We start from the raw sequence: 16,830 nt of genomic DNA on the forward strand, positions 1-16,830 counted from the left end.
CCCAGGCCTCAACCACGCTTCAAATCGATGGCCGGCAAGCGCGGCAGATCGCACTCGAACGGCTTGGCATCCTTGCTCGGATTCTTGTAACCGCCAGGACCATCGGCGTTGACCACGCCACTGACGTTGCGCAGGCAGATCTGCGGGCCGACCTTGACCCCGTCCACCATCCGCTCCTTGTTGTAATAGCCATCCCACAGCACGTCGGGGAAGTTGCCGGTCAAACCATACATCGCTAATTTCAGCGCCTTCAGGTCCAGACCGTCGGGCGAGTCACCACCACCGGACAAGGTGTTGTTGTGGATGTAGATGCGTTCCGGATACGGATCGAAATTGGGCGAGGCACTGCTGTCCTTGTAGCCGGTGGAGTACACGCTGGAGACGATGATGTTGGTGGTGGCGTTGTCACGCACCTCGTTGTCGAACACCTCGATGTCATCGTTGGAGTTGATGACGATGCCCGAACCGGCAGGCACGCTGGCCACCGGCGTGCCCTTGGCACCGAAATTCTCATGGTTGTTGGCGATGACCTTGTTGTTGAACACACGGATATTGCCGCCCTGCTGCGACAGGCCCGGCATGTTGAACACCAGGATGCCGCCGGTGTTGCCGGTGGCGACGTTGTCGTACACGTCGGCGTTGCGGGTGTTCTCGACTTCGATACCGGCCACGTTCTGCTCGGCACGGCTGTTGCGCACGATCACCCCATCGGACTGGCCAACATAGATGCCAGCATCGGACGCGCCGATGGAAATGGTGTTCTCGATCAGTACGTTTTTGGTCAGTACCGGGTAGATGCCATAGGCGCCGTTCTTGGTGCTGGGACCGCCGGTCCACTGCACCTTTACGCCACGGATGGTGATGTTCTCCGACTCGCTGATCTTCAGCCCGTCGCCCTTGGAGTCCTCGATGGTGAGGTTCTCGATGGTGAAGTTGTCGCCGTTGACCAGCAGCCCTTCGGCACCGGCCTTCTGGCCCTTGAAGCTGAGCACAGTCTGGTCCATGCCGGCGCCGCGGATGGTCACGCCGTCGGCGCGCAGGCTCAGGCTGCGCTCGAACTGGTGGCGACCGGCCGGGATGTCGATCACATCGCCGGGCTTGGCATCGAGCAGGCGCTCCTGCAGCGTGGCCGCGAATGCCCCGTCGGCCGCAGCCACGCTTGGTGCCTGTTCGGCCTGCTTCTGGCAGCCGACGACCATGACGGCCAAGGTGGCGGAGACCGCCCAGGTGATGCTGCGCTGCATGACGTGCTCCCATACGGTGGCAGATGTTGGGCGCAGTCTGGCCTTCAGGCAGTGTTCACGCGAAGGGCAAGAACGGCATACTTGGGGGGGCAAAGCGGACAAGCTGGAGGGGCTTGAATGCATCGCAGGAATCCGGGCAGCGACCGTTTGGCCATCGCCAACGTGCCAACCAACATGCTCAGTGGCTTGCTGCTGCTGGGTAGCGAACTGGGCGTGGACACTGAAAACTGGCTGGCCGGCTTGCACCTGAGCAGCGAGCAGCTCAACGATCCGCGCACCCGCATTTCCTATCGGCAGGCATACGAGGTGATCCGCCGTGCCCTTCCTACGCTCCCCATCGATGCCGCCGGGCTAGCCATGGGCGGCGCCCAGAACGGTGGCAACTTCGGCCTGCTCGGGCTGGCGATGAAGACCGCGCGTACCTTTGGCGACGCAGTGAAGATCGGTCTGGACTACCAGCGCAACCTCGGCCCCTTGATGGACCTGGTGCTGGACGACAGCAAGCCGGAGACCCTGTCCATCATCGCCACCGCACCGGAGCAGGCGCATGACCTGCTGCCCTTCCTGTGCGAGGAAATGTTTTCCAGCATCCTGATGCTGGGGCGTGAACTGGCCGGCGATGCTTTCAGCCCGGTGCGGCTGGAACTGAGCTACCCAGCCCCGGCCAAACTGGATGCGTACCGCGCGGTGTTCCGCTGCGAACCCAACTTCAATCAGCCGCGCAACGCCATCGTGGTCGAGCGGCGCTGGATGCAACTGCCTTTTGCCAGCTACAACCCGGTGACCTCGCAACAGGCCTTGTCGCTATGCCGCGCGCAACTGGCCACGCAGGCGATGCGCGGTGAGACCACCGCTGTGCTGGAACGCCTGCTGCGCACCCGCCTGCGCGACAACCCGCAGATGAGCGATGTGGCGCAAGCGCTGCACTCCAGCGAGCGCACCCTGCGTCGGCAGCTGGCCGATGAGGAAACCAGTTTCAGTGAGGTGCATGACCGGCTGCGCGCAGAACTGGCACTGGAGCTGCTGCAGAACCCGGAGCTGAGCATTGCCGCGGTCGGCAACCAACTGGGTTTCAACGACGCGCGCGAGTTCCGCCGCGCGTTTAAGCGCTGGACCGGCCACACCCCCAGCGAAACCCGCCAGCATCCTGGCTGAAACGCAGATGCCCGGCGTTGGCCGGGCATCTGCAATCACACATATACGCTGCGATAGATCAGTCGATGATCATGATCGCGTCGACTTCGAACGCGGCGCCCTTCGGCAGGCCCGACACTTCGATGGTCGAACGGGCCGGGAACGGGGCCTGGAAGTACTCCTGCATGACCGCATTGACCTTGGCGAACTCGCCCAGGTCGGTCAGGTACAGGCCAAGGCGCACCATCTTGTCCAGCGAACCACCGGCTTCCTCGGCCACGGCCTTGAGGTTGTCGAAGGCGCGACGGGCCTGCGCGGTGACGTCGCCAGAGACGATTTCACCGGTCGCCGGGTCCAGCGGAATCTGGCCGGAGAAATACACGGTGTTGCCGGCGCGCACGGCCTGCGAGTACGGGCCGATGGCGGCCGGGGCGTTGGCGGTGTTGATGATCTGGCGGGACATGGACAGCTCCAGTCTGGAAAAGGTGGACCATTGTAGCGTCGCCAGCTTGGCGGGCAGCTGACCGGGCTGGCCGGGCCTTGGTCAAAATATCACCACCAGATTGAAAGCACTGCGGCACAAGGCCTGCCGAGGTTTATCCACAGCTTGTAGGCACCACAGGGCACAGCCTGTGTGGATAGCGTGGCCGGCAAACAAAACGCAGCTGTGTAGGAGCGGCGTCAGCCGCGAAGCTGATGGTCCCGCAGACTGCGGGCAAGCCGGTGATTCCAGCGACGCCAGCTTCGCGGCTGACGCCGCTCCTACGGCGCTCTGTCGGCAAAGCCCCTGCCGAGCATGGCTCGGCACTACATTCGCGTCATCCACAGCCCGTGGACAAAATATCACCATGTTTTGCAGAGGTCCGCAGCGCAAGGGCTGCGCGGCCTTATCCACAACTTGTGTATGCAGCAGGACACAGTCTGTGTGGATAGCGCTCCATGCTGCACTTGTAGGAGCGGCGTCAGCCGCGAAGCAGATGATCCGGCAGATTGCAGGCGGCTCCATGATTCGGGCGATGTCAGCTTCGCGGCTGACGCCGCTCCCACAAGTGGCCTGCTTTGTCGGTAAAGCCCCTGCCGAGCATGGCTCGGCACTACGCGGCCGCTTCGGCCTGTGCGGTCGGATTGGGGGTTGGCTCGCCGATCCGGCGCAGCGTGTTGCGATCCGTATGCGCGAAGGGCTCGGTCCGATCCGGAATGATCAGCACCGTTTCCTGCTCGTACGACCAGCTGCCGTCGTCATTGATGGTGACCTCGATCTCGTAGCTGTCGGTGCGGAACGCGTGCTCCAGGAATGGGTTGGAGCTGATTCCATTGGTCGTCGAGCCGCGCTCGGCACGCAGGCGGAAGCGCTTAGCATCGGGCGCCGCCTTCCCCACCGCCATCGCGGTCTGCCCGCGCGGAATGGTCAGCGTCTGGATCACCGTGCCGGTCGCCGGCTCCCACAGCCAGTAGCCGACCTGATCGTGGAAGGTCTCCACTTCACCGGGCTTGTGGATGCGCGTGTGGTAACGCAGCCCATAGAACAACTGCGGCCCGTTCGGCTGCGCGTCGATCGGCTGCAGTTCAACGTGTTCGATATAGGCCTGCCGCTCGGGGCCATCGGCCTTGGGATTGACGTCCATGCCGCGCTCGCCGATCCAGATGCCGGCCATTGGCGCCAGCGGCCCGAGGTTGGCCAGCGTATTGGTATCGGCGGTGGGTTCGGTATAGATGTCTTCCGGGAACGTCGTCATGGGGGTACAGCCTTGTTGAGATCCCGGCCATGGTACGCAGAACGCGCTACAGGCTCACCCCTACCTGTCCACAAGTGATGGACAAAATATCACCATGTTTTGCAGAGGCCCGCAGCGCAAGGGCTGCGAAGCCTTATCCACAGCTTGTGTATGCAGCAGGACACAGTCTGTGTGGATAGGTAGAGCCGAGCCATGCTCGGCTGGGGCTTCACCGCTGACCTGTCCGCTTATGGGAGCGGCGTGAGCAGCGAAGCTAGAAATCAATCATATTGCGGGCATGTCGGTAGCTTCAGTGCTGCCAGCTTCGCGGCTTACGCCGCTCCTACAAAACCTGAAGATTGCCGGTAATGCCCCTGCCGAGCATGGCTCGGCACTACAGCGGGTTGCCCACAGCTCGTGGACAAAATATCACCATGTTTTGCAGATGGCCGTGGCACAAGGGCTTCGCGGCCTTATCCACAGCTTGTGTATGCAGCAGGACACAGTCTTTGTGGATAGCTGAATACAGGTAGAGCCGAGCCATGCTCGGCTGGGGTGTTACCGGTAAACCCGACATCGTCTTGTGGGAGCGGCATAAGCCGCGAAGCTGATGATCCAGCAGATTGCGGACAGCGCCGTAATTCAAGCGGTGCAAGCTTCGCGGCTTACGCCGCTCCCACAGGTGCCCCTGCTGTGTTGGTAAGGCCCCTTGCCGAGCATGGCTCGGCACTACCTATTGGCGGCGGACGGACTGCACTACCTGCAGGCGGCGCAGGCGACGCATTACTTCGGCCAGATGCTTACGGTCGCGGACCTGGATGTTGAAGCACAGCACCGCTGCGTTGAAATCGCGGTCCAGGTAATCCACCCGCTCGATGTTGGAATGGCTGTGGGCGATGGCGGCGGCCAGCTGCGCCAGTACGCCGGTGCCATTTTCCACCTCGACCACCAGTGCGGTGTCGTAGTCACCGACCACGCTGGTATCCCAGCCAATCGGCACCCAGCGATCCGGCGTCTTGCGCAGCTCGGCCAGGTTCGGGCAGTCCAGTCGATGCACGACGATGCCCTTGCCGGCGGTGTGGTAACCCATGATGTCGTCGCCCGGAATCGGCTGACAACAGTTGGCGAAGCTGACCACGCCGCGCTCGCTGCCGTTGATCAGGATCTTTTCCTGGGCACGATGAGTGACGCCGCTGGCACGCAGTTCGGCATACGACATCAGTGCTTGTGCAGCCTGGGTCGGCATCCAGTTGCCCAACGCCACATCAGCCAGGAAGGCCTCCAGGCGCGGGTAGCGGTGTTCGTTGAGGAAGGCGTCCAAACGCCCCTTCGGCAAGCGCTCGATCGAGCTGTCCATCGCTTCCAGCGCGCGGTCGAGCATGCTGTGGCCGAGCTGCACGGCGTCCTCGTGCTCCAGCTGCTTGAGCTGGTGGCGGATCGCGGTACGCGCCTTGCTGCTGACCACGAATTCCAGCCACTGCGGCTTGGGCGAGGCCGAGCGCGCGGTGATGATCTCCACCGTCTGCCCACTGACAAGACGCGTGCGCAGCGGCACCAGCTTCTTGTCCACGCGCGAGGCCACCGCGCGGTTGCCCACGTCGGTGTGCACGGCATAGGCGAAATCCAGCGCGGTGGAATTGCGCGGCAGCGCCAGGATCTTGCCTTTGGGGGTGAACAGGTAGACCTCGTCCGGGAACAGGTCGACCTTGACGTTGTCCAGGAACTCCAGCGACGAACCTGCGGTGCGCTGCGAATCGATCAGCTCCACGATCCACGCATGCGCCCTGCTCTGCGCGCTGTTGGGGCCGTCGCCACCGAACTTGTAGGTCCAGTGCGCGGCCACACCGCGTTCGGCGATCAGGTCCATTTCCTCGGTGCGTATCTGTACCTCGATCGGCGAGCCGTACGGCCCGAACAGCACCGTGTGCAGCGACTGGTAACCGTTGGCCTTGGGGATGGCGATGAAATCGCGGAAGCGCCCGTCCAGCGGTTTGAACGCGGCATGCACGCCGCCCAGTGCGTGGTAACAGTTGGGCACGTTGCGCATCACCAGGCGGAAGCCGAACACATCCATCACCTGGTCGAAGCTTTTGTTCTCCTCGCGCATCTTGGTGTAGATGCTCCAGGGCGTCTTGATGCGGCTGATCAGGCGGTGTTCCAGCCCTTCGCGCGCCAGCCGCTGCGACAGCTGTACTTCCACCTGCGCCATCGACTCACGACGCACCACCGGCTGGCTGCGGATATGTTTTTCGATGATAGCGTGGCGCCACGGATACAACGCGCGGAAGCCGAGGTTCTGCAGCTCGGACTTGATCAGGTTCATGCCCAGGCGCTGGGCAATGGGCGCGTAGATATCCAGTGTTTCGGTGGCGATGCGGCGCCGTGCTTCAGCACTCTGCGCGCCCAGCGTGCGCATGTTGTGCAGGCGGTCGGCCAGCTTGATCATGATCACGCGCAGGTCGCGCGACATCGCCAGCAGCATCTTACGGAAGCTCTCCGCCGCCGCTTCCTGGCGGTCGCGGAACTTGAGCTTGTCCAGCTTGGTGACGCCCTCGACCAGATCGGCCACGGCCTGGCCGAATTCGGCGGCCAGTTCCTCGCCGGTGAGCGGGGTGTCCTCGATGGTGTCGTGCAGGATCGCCGCGATCAGCGTTTCAACATCCAGGCCGAGCTCAGCCAGGATGCGCGCCACCGCCACCGGATGGGTGATGTAGGGCTCGCCAGATTTACGGGTCTGGCCGGCATGCGCGGCCGCCCCGACTTCCCAGGCACGACGCAACAGCGGCAGCTGCTCGGCAGGGAGATAGCTGGCTGCGCGTTCGAGTTGCAGTACGTAATCAGGTACCACCCCGCCCGCGGGCGTGGCTACCTGGGCGGAAGGGCCTGGGTTCATGTCAGCAGACTATGCCAGCGGACGTTCCACGGCAATTCCTACAACGCAAACAGCCCGCTTTTGGCGGGCTGTTTGCAGACAACATCAATCAATGCCGAAGCAACAATCAATCGTCGTTCTTGGACATGTCTTCATCGGCGACCACTTCAGCGGCTGCCCATTCCAGTGCTTCACGCTCGATGCGCTCGCGCTCGGACTTCTCGACTTCCTCGATCAGCTCGTTGTCGATGCGACGGGCAGCGATTTCGCGCAGCGCCAACACGGTCGGCTTGTCCTCGCTCTCGCTGTTGTCGATCGTCGCCTGGACACCATTGGCCAGCTGACGGGCGCGCTTGGACGCCATCATGACCAGCTCAAAACGGTTGTTAACGACTTCCAGGCAATCTTCTACGGTAATGCGGGCCATGCGGGCTCCCGGCGACCTGCAACGGCCGCTCGATCGAATGAGGGAAAGGGGACGGATTGTAGGGGCAGACCGGCCCTGGAATCAAGTCAAGGCCTGAACAGCCCCTTGCGGATCAACCACTTGCTCAGTTTTCAGGGGCCAGCAGCGAGGCGATCAGCTCGCCGTGGCGTCGCTGCTGGGGTTCGCAGCGCAGCCGGCTGGCGGCGAAGATCGAGCACATTTCGCCGACGGCGGTGTCGAAATCCTCGTTGATGATGACGTAGTCGAACTCGTCGTAGTGCAGCATTTCCTCGCGCGCGGCAGCCAGGCGCTGGGCCATTACCGCCTCGCTGTCCTGGCCACGCTTGCGCATGCGCTCGTCCAGCGCCTGTCGCGACGGCGGCAGAATGAACACACTGACCGCACCCGGCACCTTCTCACGTACCTGACGTGCGCCCTGCCAGTCGATTTCCAGCAACACGTCCTTGCCGGAAGCCAGCTGCGGCTCCACCGACTGCCGGGCTGTACCCTTCCAGTCGCCATGCACCAGCGCGTGTTCGAAGAAATCACCGGCGGCGATCATCTGCTCGAACTCGGCGGCGGAGACGAAGTGGTAGTGCTTGCCGTTCTCTTCGCCCGGGCGCATCGCCCGCGAGGTGAAGGAGATCGACAGCGAAATGTGCGGGTCACGCGCCAAAGTGGCGTTGACGATGCTGCTTTTGCCGGCCCCGGATGGGGCAGCGACGATATAGAGGGTGCCACGCATGCGGTGGGCCAACGTCGGAATGGCCCGGCATTGTACCGGCGTGGGCCGGTCTGTGCAGGATCGGGGGTTGATGGCCCCCGTTTGCCACGGGGAGCGGCTACACCTGTAGAGCCGAGCCATGCTCGGCTGGAGCTCCACCTGTAGTGCCGAGCCATGCTCGGCTGGAGCACCACCTGTAGAGCCGAGCCATGCTCGGCAGGGCATTACCGATAAGGCCTCTGCCGAGCATGCCTGGTACCTGGGATGGCTTTGCCGAGCATGGCTCGGCACTACGTTTGATCCTTGCCGAGCATGGCTCGGCACTACCCTTTACTCGATGTTCTGGACCTGCTCGCGGATCTGGTCGATCAGCACTTTCAGCTCGACAGCGGCGTTGGAGGTGCGTGCATCCACCGACTTGGAGCCCAGGGTGTTGGCTTCGCGGTTGAACTCCTGCAGCAAGAAGTCCAGGCGGCGGCCCACCGGCTCGCGCTGGCGCAGCACGCGGCGGATTTCCGAAATATGGCTGTCCAGGCGGTCCAGCTCTTCATCCACGTCGAGCTTCTGCAGCCACATCACCAGCTCCTGCTCTGCGCGGCCCGGGTCAACCGGGTGCGGCAGGTCAGCCAGACGCGCGGCCAGCTTGACCCGCTGCCCTTCGCGGATGGTCGGGATCAGCTCGCGCACTTCGCCGGCAATGCGCTCGACCGAATCGACACGTTCGCTGATGGCGGTGGCCAGCTTGTCGCCTTCACGCTCACGCGCCTGCACGAAGCTGGTTACGGTCTCTTCCAGCAGAGCCAATGCTTCGGCATGCAGCGCAGCACTGTCGGTCGCCTCGGCACGCAGCACACCGGGGTGCTGCAGCAGATCGGTGAAACCCACCTGCATCCCGGGGAAACGGCTGTGCAGGCGCTGTGCCAATTCAGCCAGCTGATCGACCAATACTTCATTGACTGCCAGCGAAGTGGCGGTTTCCGGTGCGCGCAGGCGCATCACCAGGTCGAGCTTGCCGCGGCTGACCCGGCCGGCAATACGCTCGCGCAGCTGCGGTTCCAGCGCACGCAGGTCCTCGGGCAGACGCACGCCAACTTCCAGGAACCGGTGGTTCACCGAGCGCAGTTCGCAGCCCAGGGTGCCCCACGCGGTGATGCGTTCGCCGCCGGCATAGGCGGTCATGCTCCGAATCATGTGCTTTCCGATGTGTTTCAAAGGGCGAATGGTACCCTAGCCACCTCTGGACGCTGGTGCCTCAACCACCCAGACGCCCGCCAGTTCACCTCGTACTAACCGGATCCCCCATGACCTTTTCCCGTCCCAGCGGCCGCCAGGCCGACCAGATGCGCACCGTCACCATCGAGCGTTCCTTCACCCGCCATGCCGAAGGCTCGGTGCTGGTGAGCTTTGGCGACACCCGCGTGCTGTGCACCGCCAGCGTCGAGAACCGGGTCCCCGGCTTCCTGCGTGGCAAGGGCGAAGGCTGGGTCACGGCCGAATACGGCATGTTGCCGCGCTCCACCCACACTCGCTCCGACCGTGAAGCCGCGCGCGGCAAGCAAGGCGGTCGCACCCTGGAAATCCAGCGCCTGATCGGCCGCACCCTGCGCGCATGCATCGACCGCAACGCGCTGGGCGAACGCACCATCACCCTGGACTGCGACGTGCTGCAGGCCGACGGTGGCACCCGCACCGCCGCCATCACCGGCGCTTATGTTGCCTTGGTGGACGCGGTGAACCTACTGATGAAGCGCGGCGAGATCAAGCGCAACCCGCTGTTCGGTGCCGTGGCCGCCGTCTCGGTCGGCGTCTACAAGGGCCAGCCGGTGCTGGACCTGGACTACCCCGAAGACAGCGACTGCGATACCGACATGAACATCGTCATGAATGACGGCGGCGGCTTCATCGAGCTGCAGGGCACGGCCGAAGGCCACGCCTTCCGCCGCGATGAACTGGACGCGCTGCTGGTGCTCGCCGAAAAGGGCATCCGCGAGCTGTTCGACGCCCAGCAGGCGGCATTGGCGCAGGCATGAACCGGCGCCTTGCCCTGGTCACCCTCGTCGTCGCCGACTACGACGAAGCCATCGCCTGGTACACCGGCAAGCTCGGCTTCCAGCTGCTCGAGGACCTGGACCAGGGCCGCAAGCGCTGGGTGGTCGTCGGCCCCACCGATGGCAGCGCCGCCGCGCTGCTGTTGGCGCGTGCCAGCGACGAGGAGCAGCGCAGCCGCATCGGCAACCAGACCGGTGGCCGCGTTGGCTTCTTCCTGCACACCGACGACTTCCATCGCGACCACGCGGCAATGCTCGCGCAGGGCGTGGAATTCCTCGAAGCCCCGCGCGATGAACCCTATGCCACGGTCGCGGTGTTCCGCGACCTGTACGGCAACACCTGGGACTTGTTGGAGCCCAAGCAATGAAACTGGTACTGGCCAGCGGCAACGCCGGCAAGCTGAAAGAACTGCAGGCCATTCTGGCCGACCTGCCGCTGCAGATCGTGCCGCAGCGCGAACTGGGCGTGGACGATGTGCCGGAAACCGGCCTGACCTTCGTCGAGAACGCGCTGATCAAGGCCCGCCACGCCTGCACGGTGACCGGCTTGCCGGCGCTGGCCGATGACTCCGGCCTGATCGTCGATGCACTGGACGGTGCGCCCGGCCTGTACAGCGCGCGCTATGCCGGCAGCCCTACCGACGATGCTGCCAACAACGCCAAACTGCTTGATGCGCTGCGCGATGTGCCGGCCGAACGCCGCACGGCGCGCTTCTACGCAGTGATCGTGCTGCTGCGCCATGCCAATGATCCGCAGCCGCTGATCTGCGAAGGCAGCTGGGAAGGCCGCATCATCGACGAACTGCGCGGCAGCAATGGCTTCGGCTACAACCCGGTGTTCCTGGATGAGGAACTCGGCCTGACCGCCGCGCAGATGGAACCGGCGCAGAAGAACGGCCGCAGTCATCGCGCCAAGGCACTGCAGTTGTTGGTCCAGCAGTTGTCCGCGCAACTGGCACGCTGAGATACCTCGCTGATGAACACGCACTCCCACCTCCACACCCACGATGACGCCTGCGGCTGCGATGTACCGACAGGTGTGCAGCTGGTGCCACCGCCGCTGGCGCTGTACGTACACCTGCCGTGGTGTGTGCGCAAATGCCCGTACTGCGATTTCAACTCGCATGCCGGCAAGGGCGAGTTGCCGTTCGATGCCTATATCGATGCCTTGATCCGCGACCTGGACCAGGACCTGCCGCTGGTGTGGGGGCGCGTGGTCAGCAGCGTGTTTTTCGGTGGCGGCACGCCCAGCCTGTTCCCACCGGAGGCGATCGACCGCTTCCTGCAGGCAGCCAGCGCGCGGCTGCGCTTTGCGCCGAATCTGGAGGTCACCCTGGAGACCAACCCGGGCACAGCCGAACACGGCCGCTTCGATCGCTACCGCGCCGCCGGCGTGAACCGCATCAGCTTCGGCATCCAGACCTTCAACGACGAAGCGCTAAAGCGCCTGGGCCGCATCCACGACAGCAACGAAGCCGAGCGCGCGGTCAAACTGGCGCAGGACGCCGGCTACAAGAATTTCAACATCGACCTGATGTATGCGCTGCCGCAGCAGACCCTGGCCCAGGCCGAGTACGACCTCGAGCGCGCCTTCGCCCTCGATCCCACCCATATCTCGCACTACCAGCTGACGCTGGAGCCGAATACGGTGTTCTTCGCCCGGCCGCCGCAAGGCATTCCTGACGAAGACAGCGCCTGGGACATCCAGGAACACTGCCAGGCCCTGCTGGCCGAACGCGGCTATGGCCAGTACGAGGTCAGTGCCTACGCCCGCGACGGCTGGCAATGCCAGCACAACCTCAACTATTGGCGCTTTGGTGATTACCTGGGCATTGGCGCTGGCGCCCACGGCAAGATCAGCTCCGGCGCCGAGCAGCACGTGCTGCGGCGCTGGAAGCACAAGCACCCGCAGACCTTCATGGACACTGCCGGCAGTCTGGCCAGCATCGGCGGCGATGACGTGATCAGCCCGGAACGGCTGCCGTTCGAGTACATGCTCAACCTGCTGCGCCTGCACGAGGGCTTCAGCCTGCGCGATTTCGAGTCGCGCACCGGTTTGGCACGAAGCGTGCTTCTACCCTCTCTGACAATGGCGGTGGAGCGTGGCTGGCTCACCCATGACGGGGAATACTGGACCCCGACTGAGCTTGGTCGCCGCTTCACCAACGATGTGGTGGAGTTGTTCCTGACGTAAGACCCGCAAAAAGTGGCCGTTACATCACATAAATGATAGAAAACGCCCATTCAGGGGGAAGGAACACAGGATGTCAGGCACCGCACCACGCTCATCCAGCCAATCCATGGCAAGGATCGCCACTGCGCCGGTATCTGCCCGCGTACGTCACTTATTGGAAAGTATCTTCCTGGCCACCGATGAAGTCCTGCGCACGCCGCTGCAGCTGACCGCCATCGAGCTGGAACGCGCCATGTTCAAACGCGCGGAGTTGGCCCACAACAGCCAGATTCAGTCCGACATCTATGCCCAGCTGCGGGTACTGCGCGAGCACATGGAACAGTTCCCTGATCTGTTTCTTGATGCACTTGCCTCGCAAGTGGCGAGCTTCAAGGATCCGCCCAGACCAGACCAGGAAGCACACGCGGCGACATTCAAGTCGATGACGCTGGTCGAGGACACCGACATCGACCGCGATATCGTGCTGCACGAAATGGCACGACGCGAGGCATTCCGCGCTCCCAGCCCACTATTGTTGCTGGGGCAGCGCTTTGCAGTACTGGCCGCACAACCAGCATTTGATCCCGAGCGCCTGCCGGTCGGCCCCTACGCGCAATGCCGGGCCGTGCGCGACGCCGGCGAGCAGATGCAGCTCAACCTTGATACCCAACTGGTGCTGTTCCAGGTATTCGAACGCATGGCAATGACGCGTCATGCCGAACTGGTCGATCGCCTGAACATCCTGCTGGAACGCGAAGGCGTGCTTCCAGGGCTGGTGTATCGCCCGCATCTCCCCCGCCCCTCTGCACCACGCGGCGCGGGTGCTGCCGGCGGGCAGGTCGATGCTGGCGGCAGCGGGCCTCGCAGCAGCGGCCCAACCCCGCTGACCAGCTGGCAAGGCCAGGCTCCGGCTGCATCGTGGGCCAATATTTCCAATGAACTGCTGAGCAGCCCAGCAGTAGCGCCTCCCCAGGCCAGCGCCGCACCGATGCAGATGCCCGCCAGTAGCGGCGCAATGCCGCCGATGGAAAGCCTGCACAGCCTGCTTGATGCCGCCCGCCACGCACTTACGTTGAGTGCAGGTGCAGGTGCAGGCGGAGGCAATACTGGCGATACAGCTGCCGGCCGTGCCGTAGGCGCATCCGCCGGTACTGGTGGCATGCCCGACTTTGCCGCACTGCAAGCACAGGCACAGCACGGCGCCACAGGTTCAACAGCAGCTGCCGGCACAACTGCATTCACTGCCGCCAACGCCAACAGTGCAGGCGTTCCTGCCCAGCCCGTCTCCACCCAGACTGCGATGGACGTACTGGGCAAGCTGCAGACAGCCGCTTCGTCTTCCGGTAGCCGCCACAGCATGGCCGACATCCGCAACGCGATGATGGCGCAGGTCAAAGCCGAGCACGGCCCTGCCGCGACGCTGTCGGTGCAGGACGGCGACACCATGGACCTGCTGGGCATGCTCTACACCGAGCTGCAGCGCGAGGTACGCAGCGAAGGCCCAGCCGCCGATCTGCTGCGACGCCTGCAGGTACCGCTGGCCCGCGCCGCCATCAGCGATCAGGAGTTCTTCCTGCGTGACCAGCACCCGGCACGCGAACTGCTCAATGCCGTCGCCGAATCCGGCGCGGTCTGGCTCAGTGATGAAGACAGCGACCCGCTCTTGCTGCTCAAGCTCAAGGACGCGGTCAACAAGGTCGTCAACGACTACCAGGGCGACGAGTCCGTCTTCGTCGAAGCCAACGACATCATCCAGGGTCATCTGCGCTCGGCGGCCCGCCGCGCGGAGATGGCCGAGCGCCGGCAGATCGACGCCGCGCGCGGCAAGGAACGACTGGAGGCGGCCAAACAGCTGGCCAACAGCACCATCGATGATCTGTGCCAGACCACCGAGCCACCCAAGTTCGTGCAGACCCTGCTGCGCAAGGCATGGGCCGACGTGCTTACCCTCACCCTGCTGCGCCAGGGCGAGGGCTCGGAGGAGTGGCAACAACGCGAGCAGGCCACCCGCCGCATCAGCGAGATCACCGGCCTACCGCCCGGTGGCGCGGCCGATGTCAGCTTCGGCGAGGAGATCGAGCAATCATTGCTGCAGGTGGGTTACCACCAGGATGAAGCTGCAGCCATCTCGCGCCGGCTGTCCACGCCCGGCGGTGAGGATGAGATCACCTCGCGCACCGAGCTGACCGCCAAACTCAAGGCGCGCAGCCGCCTGGGCGAGGCTGGCGAGCCGGAGGAAGAAGAGCGGCGCAAGAAAGTCGAGCCTACCCGTACCGAGGAGGAGGAAGCGCATTACCGCCAGCTGCGCACCCTGCCGTTCGGTACCTGGTTCGAATTCACCGTCAACCAGCAAGGCGACAACCGTCGCCAGCGCCTGTCCTGGTACAGCCTGATCACCGGCAACGCCTTGTTCGTGAATCAGCGTGGCCAGAAGGTCTCGGAAAACTCACTCGACGCGATGTCGCGGCTGATGGCCAAGGGCCAGCTACGCATCGTCACCGAAGACAAGGGCCGTCTGATCGACCGCGCCTGGCAGGCCACCGTGCGCGCCCTGCGCTCGATCGCCGGTCAAGCCTCCAATAGCGGGGAGTCCGCATGATCACCAATACCCGGCGTGCACCACGCCTGCAGGTACCCGAACTGGTGCAGGTACGCGACCAGATGACCGGCACCCAGATCGGCCGACTCGGCAACGTATCCGAAACCGGCATGCTGTTGATCACCTCCGTGCCTATGCACGAGGACGCCCTGTATCAGTTGCAGTTCCCGATCCCCGATGGCCGCGGCGGCCACCTGCAGATCGACGTTGGCGTACATCTATTGTGGTGCGAGCCCACCCACGCACCCGAGCAGTCATGGGCCGGCTTCCGCTTCCTGACCCTGGATAAAACCCATCGCGAGCGTCTGGCGCGGTGGATCGAAGGCAGCATCCCCGCAGCCTGAGTGCCGAAAACGGCACAGCAGCAACCGGCTGATTGCGGCAAAATTGGGGCCTGCATTCCGCATGTCCCAGCGAGCCACCGCGATGAACCAGCAAGATCCAGGCAGCCTGTACGCCCACCACCTCGGCGAAATGATCCGCCGCGCCGACGCGGCGCTGGCGCGTGGTGGTTTTGATCACCTGGTGGTTCCCAGCGGCACCCAGCACTACCAGGTGTTCGACGACCGCGATTACCCGTATGCGGTCAATCCGCAGTTCAAGACCTGGTTGCCGCTGACCAAGCTGCCTTACAGCTGGCTGATCCACACCCCAGGCAAGCGCCCGACGTTGGTGTTCTACCAGCCCTTCGATTACTGGCACGTGGTGCCGGGTGCTCCGAGCGGCTGGTGGGTGGAGCATTTCGACATCCACATCATCCGCAAGCCGGACGAAGCGCTGGCCCTGCTTCCCGCCGATCCGAGCCGCTGCGCCATCCTCGGCGAAGCGCAGAGCGCGCTGGGCGGTTTTGCCCCGAACAACCCGGCGGCGGTGATCAATTACCTGGAATGGCACCGCGGCTACAAGACGCCGTACGAGATCGCGCTGATGCGCCAGGCACAGGTACTGGCGGTGCGCGGCCACCGCGCAGCCGAAGCAGCGTTCCGTTCCGGTGCCAGCGAGTTCGACATCCACATGGCCTATTGCAGCGCCGTCGGCCAGGACGCCAACGAGCTGCCCTACGGCAACATCATCGGCCTCAACGAACATGCTGCCGTGCTGCATTACACCGATCTGGGCAAGCAGGCACCGCAGCCGCTGCGCAGCTTCCTGATCGATGCTGGCGCTTCGGCGTATGGCTACGCCAGCGACATCACCCGCACTTATGCAGCGGCCGGCCACGACGAGTTCCAGTCTTTCATTGATGCGGTCGATGCTGCGCAGCTGAAGATGTGCGCGGCAGTACGCGCCGGCTTCGACTACAAGCAACTGCACATCGATGCACACCTGTCGTTGATGGGCATCCTCAAGGATTTCGGCGTGATCACGGTTTCGCCGGAAGCCGCCTTGGCGACGGGTGTGAGCGCAGCATTCTTCCCGCATGGCATTGGCCATCTGATCGGCGCACAGGTGCATGACGTGGCTGGCTTTGCGGCCGGCGAAGACGGCGGCCGCGTAGAGCGTCCGGCCGGCCATCCCTACCTGCGCATGACCCGCGTACTGGAGCCGGGCATGGTGGTGACCATCGAGCCGGGCCTGTACTTCATCGACATGTTGCTGGACGAAGTGAAGAAGGCCGGCAACGCGGCCAGCATCAACTGGGATCGCGTGGATTTCTTCCGTCCTTATGGTGGCGTTCGCATCGAGGACGAGGTGCTGTGCACCGACGGCGAAGCGGACAACCTGACCCGCCCGGAATTTGCTGCACAGGCTTGATGCAGGGGGGGGGGGGGGGCCATAATTGGCCCGGTGTTTTAACCCCCGGCGCCCCATGGCCCCCGGGGTACGCCAACACCGGGTTTACAACCGTTTGCATTAGCTATGAGACCAAACCAGCCCCAACAACCCACAATAA

Annotated in this window: 15 protein-coding genes; 8 read left to right on the forward strand and 7 right to left on the reverse strand. The window is 64.0% G+C overall.

Annotated features, from left to right (window positions below):
* Positions 1–8 precede the first annotated feature (8 nt).
* On the reverse strand, positions 9–1,244 hold the full coding sequence (locus ACVOLZ_RS13315; protein WP_481516574.1) for a parallel beta-helix domain-containing protein: 1,236 nt from the start codon (positions 1,242–1,244) through the stop codon (positions 9–11).
* Positions 1,245–1,361: 117 nt separating this feature from the next.
* Between ACVOLZ_RS13315 and ACVOLZ_RS13320 the strand changes: the two genes are divergently transcribed.
* Positions 1,362–2,399, forward strand: a complete 1,038-nt coding sequence (locus ACVOLZ_RS13320) for an AraC family transcriptional regulator (protein ID WP_481516575.1) — start codon at positions 1,362–1,364, stop codon at positions 2,397–2,399.
* Between the two features lie 58 nt (positions 2,400–2,457).
* On the opposite strand, the gene ACVOLZ_RS13325 is transcribed toward ACVOLZ_RS13320, so the two are convergent.
* From ACVOLZ_RS13325 to ACVOLZ_RS13350, 6 genes are all read right to left on the reverse strand, one after another.
* Complete coding sequence (locus tag ACVOLZ_RS13325) at positions 2,458–2,841, reverse strand: RidA family protein (protein ID WP_481516576.1); 384 nt, start codon at positions 2,839–2,841, stop codon at positions 2,458–2,460.
* A gap of 631 nt (positions 2,842–3,472) precedes the next feature.
* Complete coding sequence (locus ACVOLZ_RS13330; RefSeq protein WP_481516577.1) at positions 3,473–4,114, reverse strand: FABP family protein; 642 nt, start codon at positions 4,112–4,114, stop codon at positions 3,473–3,475.
* A gap of 712 nt (positions 4,115–4,826) precedes the next feature.
* A complete protein-coding gene (locus ACVOLZ_RS13335) occupies positions 4,827–6,986 on the reverse strand; it encodes a RelA/SpoT family protein (RefSeq protein WP_481516578.1) in 2,160 nt (719 codons plus the stop codon).
* 106 nt (positions 6,987–7,092) lie between these two features.
* Positions 7,093–7,392, reverse strand: a complete 300-nt coding sequence (gene rpoZ / locus ACVOLZ_RS13340) for a DNA-directed RNA polymerase subunit omega (RefSeq protein WP_282271463.1) — start codon at positions 7,390–7,392, stop codon at positions 7,093–7,095.
* A 124-nt stretch (positions 7,393–7,516) separates the two neighbouring features.
* Positions 7,517–8,137: a guanylate kinase gene (gmk, locus tag ACVOLZ_RS13345; RefSeq protein WP_481516579.1), complete on the reverse strand. Its 621-nt coding sequence runs from the start codon at positions 8,135–8,137 to the stop codon at positions 7,517–7,519.
* Between the two features lie 309 nt (positions 8,138–8,446).
* Positions 8,447–9,307: a YicC/YloC family endoribonuclease gene (locus tag ACVOLZ_RS13350; protein ID WP_481516580.1), complete on the reverse strand. Its 861-nt coding sequence runs from the start codon at positions 9,305–9,307 to the stop codon at positions 8,447–8,449.
* A 110-nt stretch (positions 9,308–9,417) separates the two neighbouring features.
* Between ACVOLZ_RS13350 and rph the strand changes: the two genes are divergently transcribed.
* From rph to pepQ, 7 genes are all read left to right on the forward strand, one after another.
* Complete coding sequence (gene rph / locus ACVOLZ_RS13355; protein ID WP_481514458.1) at positions 9,418–10,146, forward strand: ribonuclease PH; 729 nt, start codon at positions 9,418–9,420, stop codon at positions 10,144–10,146.
* On the forward strand, positions 10,143–10,532 hold the full coding sequence (locus tag ACVOLZ_RS13360; protein ID WP_313173487.1) for a VOC family protein: 390 nt from the start codon (positions 10,143–10,145) through the stop codon (positions 10,530–10,532). Before rph ends, ACVOLZ_RS13360 begins: the two co-directional genes overlap by 4 nt.
* On the forward strand, positions 10,529–11,128 hold the full coding sequence (gene rdgB / locus ACVOLZ_RS13365; protein WP_481516581.1) for an RdgB/HAM1 family non-canonical purine NTP pyrophosphatase: 600 nt from the start codon (positions 10,529–10,531) through the stop codon (positions 11,126–11,128). The genes ACVOLZ_RS13360 and rdgB overlap by 4 nt, the downstream gene beginning before the upstream one ends.
* 12 nt (positions 11,129–11,140) lie before the next feature.
* Positions 11,141–12,358, forward strand: a complete 1,218-nt coding sequence (gene hemW / locus ACVOLZ_RS13370; RefSeq protein WP_481516582.1) for a radical SAM family heme chaperone HemW — start codon at positions 11,141–11,143, stop codon at positions 12,356–12,358.
* 70 nt (positions 12,359–12,428) lie between these two features.
* Positions 12,429–14,936, forward strand: a complete 2,508-nt coding sequence (locus tag ACVOLZ_RS13375; protein ID WP_481516583.1) for a DUF1631 family protein — start codon at positions 12,429–12,431, stop codon at positions 14,934–14,936.
* A complete protein-coding gene (locus ACVOLZ_RS13380) occupies positions 14,933–15,280 on the forward strand; it encodes a PilZ domain-containing protein (RefSeq protein ID WP_481516584.1) in 348 nt (115 codons plus the stop codon). Before ACVOLZ_RS13375 ends, ACVOLZ_RS13380 begins: the two co-directional genes overlap by 4 nt.
* Before the next feature lie 82 nt (positions 15,281–15,362).
* Positions 15,363–16,691, forward strand: a complete 1,329-nt coding sequence (gene pepQ / locus ACVOLZ_RS13385) for a Xaa-Pro dipeptidase (protein ID WP_481516587.1) — start codon at positions 15,363–15,365, stop codon at positions 16,689–16,691.
* Positions 16,692–16,830 lie beyond the last annotated feature (139 nt).

Source organism: Stenotrophomonas sp. STEN020 (genome assembly GCF_056760195.1).

Bases quoted from the DNA above. Each gene is read 5' to 3' on its own strand.
- ACVOLZ_RS13315 (WP_481516574.1), bottom strand. From the start codon at position 1,244: ATGCAGCGCAGCATCACCTGGGCGGTCTCCGCCACCTTGGCCGTCATG.
- ACVOLZ_RS13320 (WP_481516575.1), top strand. From the start codon at position 1,362: ATGCATCGCAGGAATCCGGGCAGCGACCGTTTGGCCATCGCCAACGTG.
- ACVOLZ_RS13325 (WP_481516576.1), bottom strand. From the start codon at position 2,841: ATGTCCCGCCAGATCATCAACACCGCCAACGCCCCGGCCGCCATCGGC.
- ACVOLZ_RS13330 (WP_481516577.1), bottom strand. From the start codon at position 4,114: ATGACGACGTTCCCGGAAGACATCTATACCGAACCCACCGCCGATACC.
- ACVOLZ_RS13335 (WP_481516578.1), bottom strand. From the start codon at position 6,986: ATGAACCCAGGCCCTTCCGCCCAGGTAGCCACGCCCGCGGGCGGGGTG.
- rpoZ (WP_282271463.1), bottom strand. From the start codon at position 7,392: ATGGCCCGCATTACCGTAGAAGATTGCCTGGAAGTCGTTAACAACCGT.
- gmk (WP_481516579.1), bottom strand. From the start codon at position 8,137: ATGCGTGGCACCCTCTATATCGTCGCTGCCCCATCCGGGGCCGGCAAA.
- ACVOLZ_RS13350 (WP_481516580.1), bottom strand. From the start codon at position 9,307: ATGATTCGGAGCATGACCGCCTATGCCGGCGGCGAACGCATCACCGCG.
- rph (WP_481514458.1), top strand. From the start codon at position 9,418: ATGACCTTTTCCCGTCCCAGCGGCCGCCAGGCCGACCAGATGCGCACC.
- ACVOLZ_RS13360 (WP_313173487.1), top strand. From the start codon at position 10,143: ATGAACCGGCGCCTTGCCCTGGTCACCCTCGTCGTCGCCGACTACGAC.
- rdgB (WP_481516581.1), top strand. From the start codon at position 10,529: ATGAAACTGGTACTGGCCAGCGGCAACGCCGGCAAGCTGAAAGAACTG.
- hemW (WP_481516582.1), top strand. From the start codon at position 11,141: ATGAACACGCACTCCCACCTCCACACCCACGATGACGCCTGCGGCTGC.
- ACVOLZ_RS13375 (WP_481516583.1), top strand. From the start codon at position 12,429: ATGTCAGGCACCGCACCACGCTCATCCAGCCAATCCATGGCAAGGATC.
- ACVOLZ_RS13380 (WP_481516584.1), top strand. From the start codon at position 14,933: ATGATCACCAATACCCGGCGTGCACCACGCCTGCAGGTACCCGAACTG.
- pepQ (WP_481516587.1), top strand. From the start codon at position 15,363: ATGAACCAGCAAGATCCAGGCAGCCTGTACGCCCACCACCTCGGCGAA.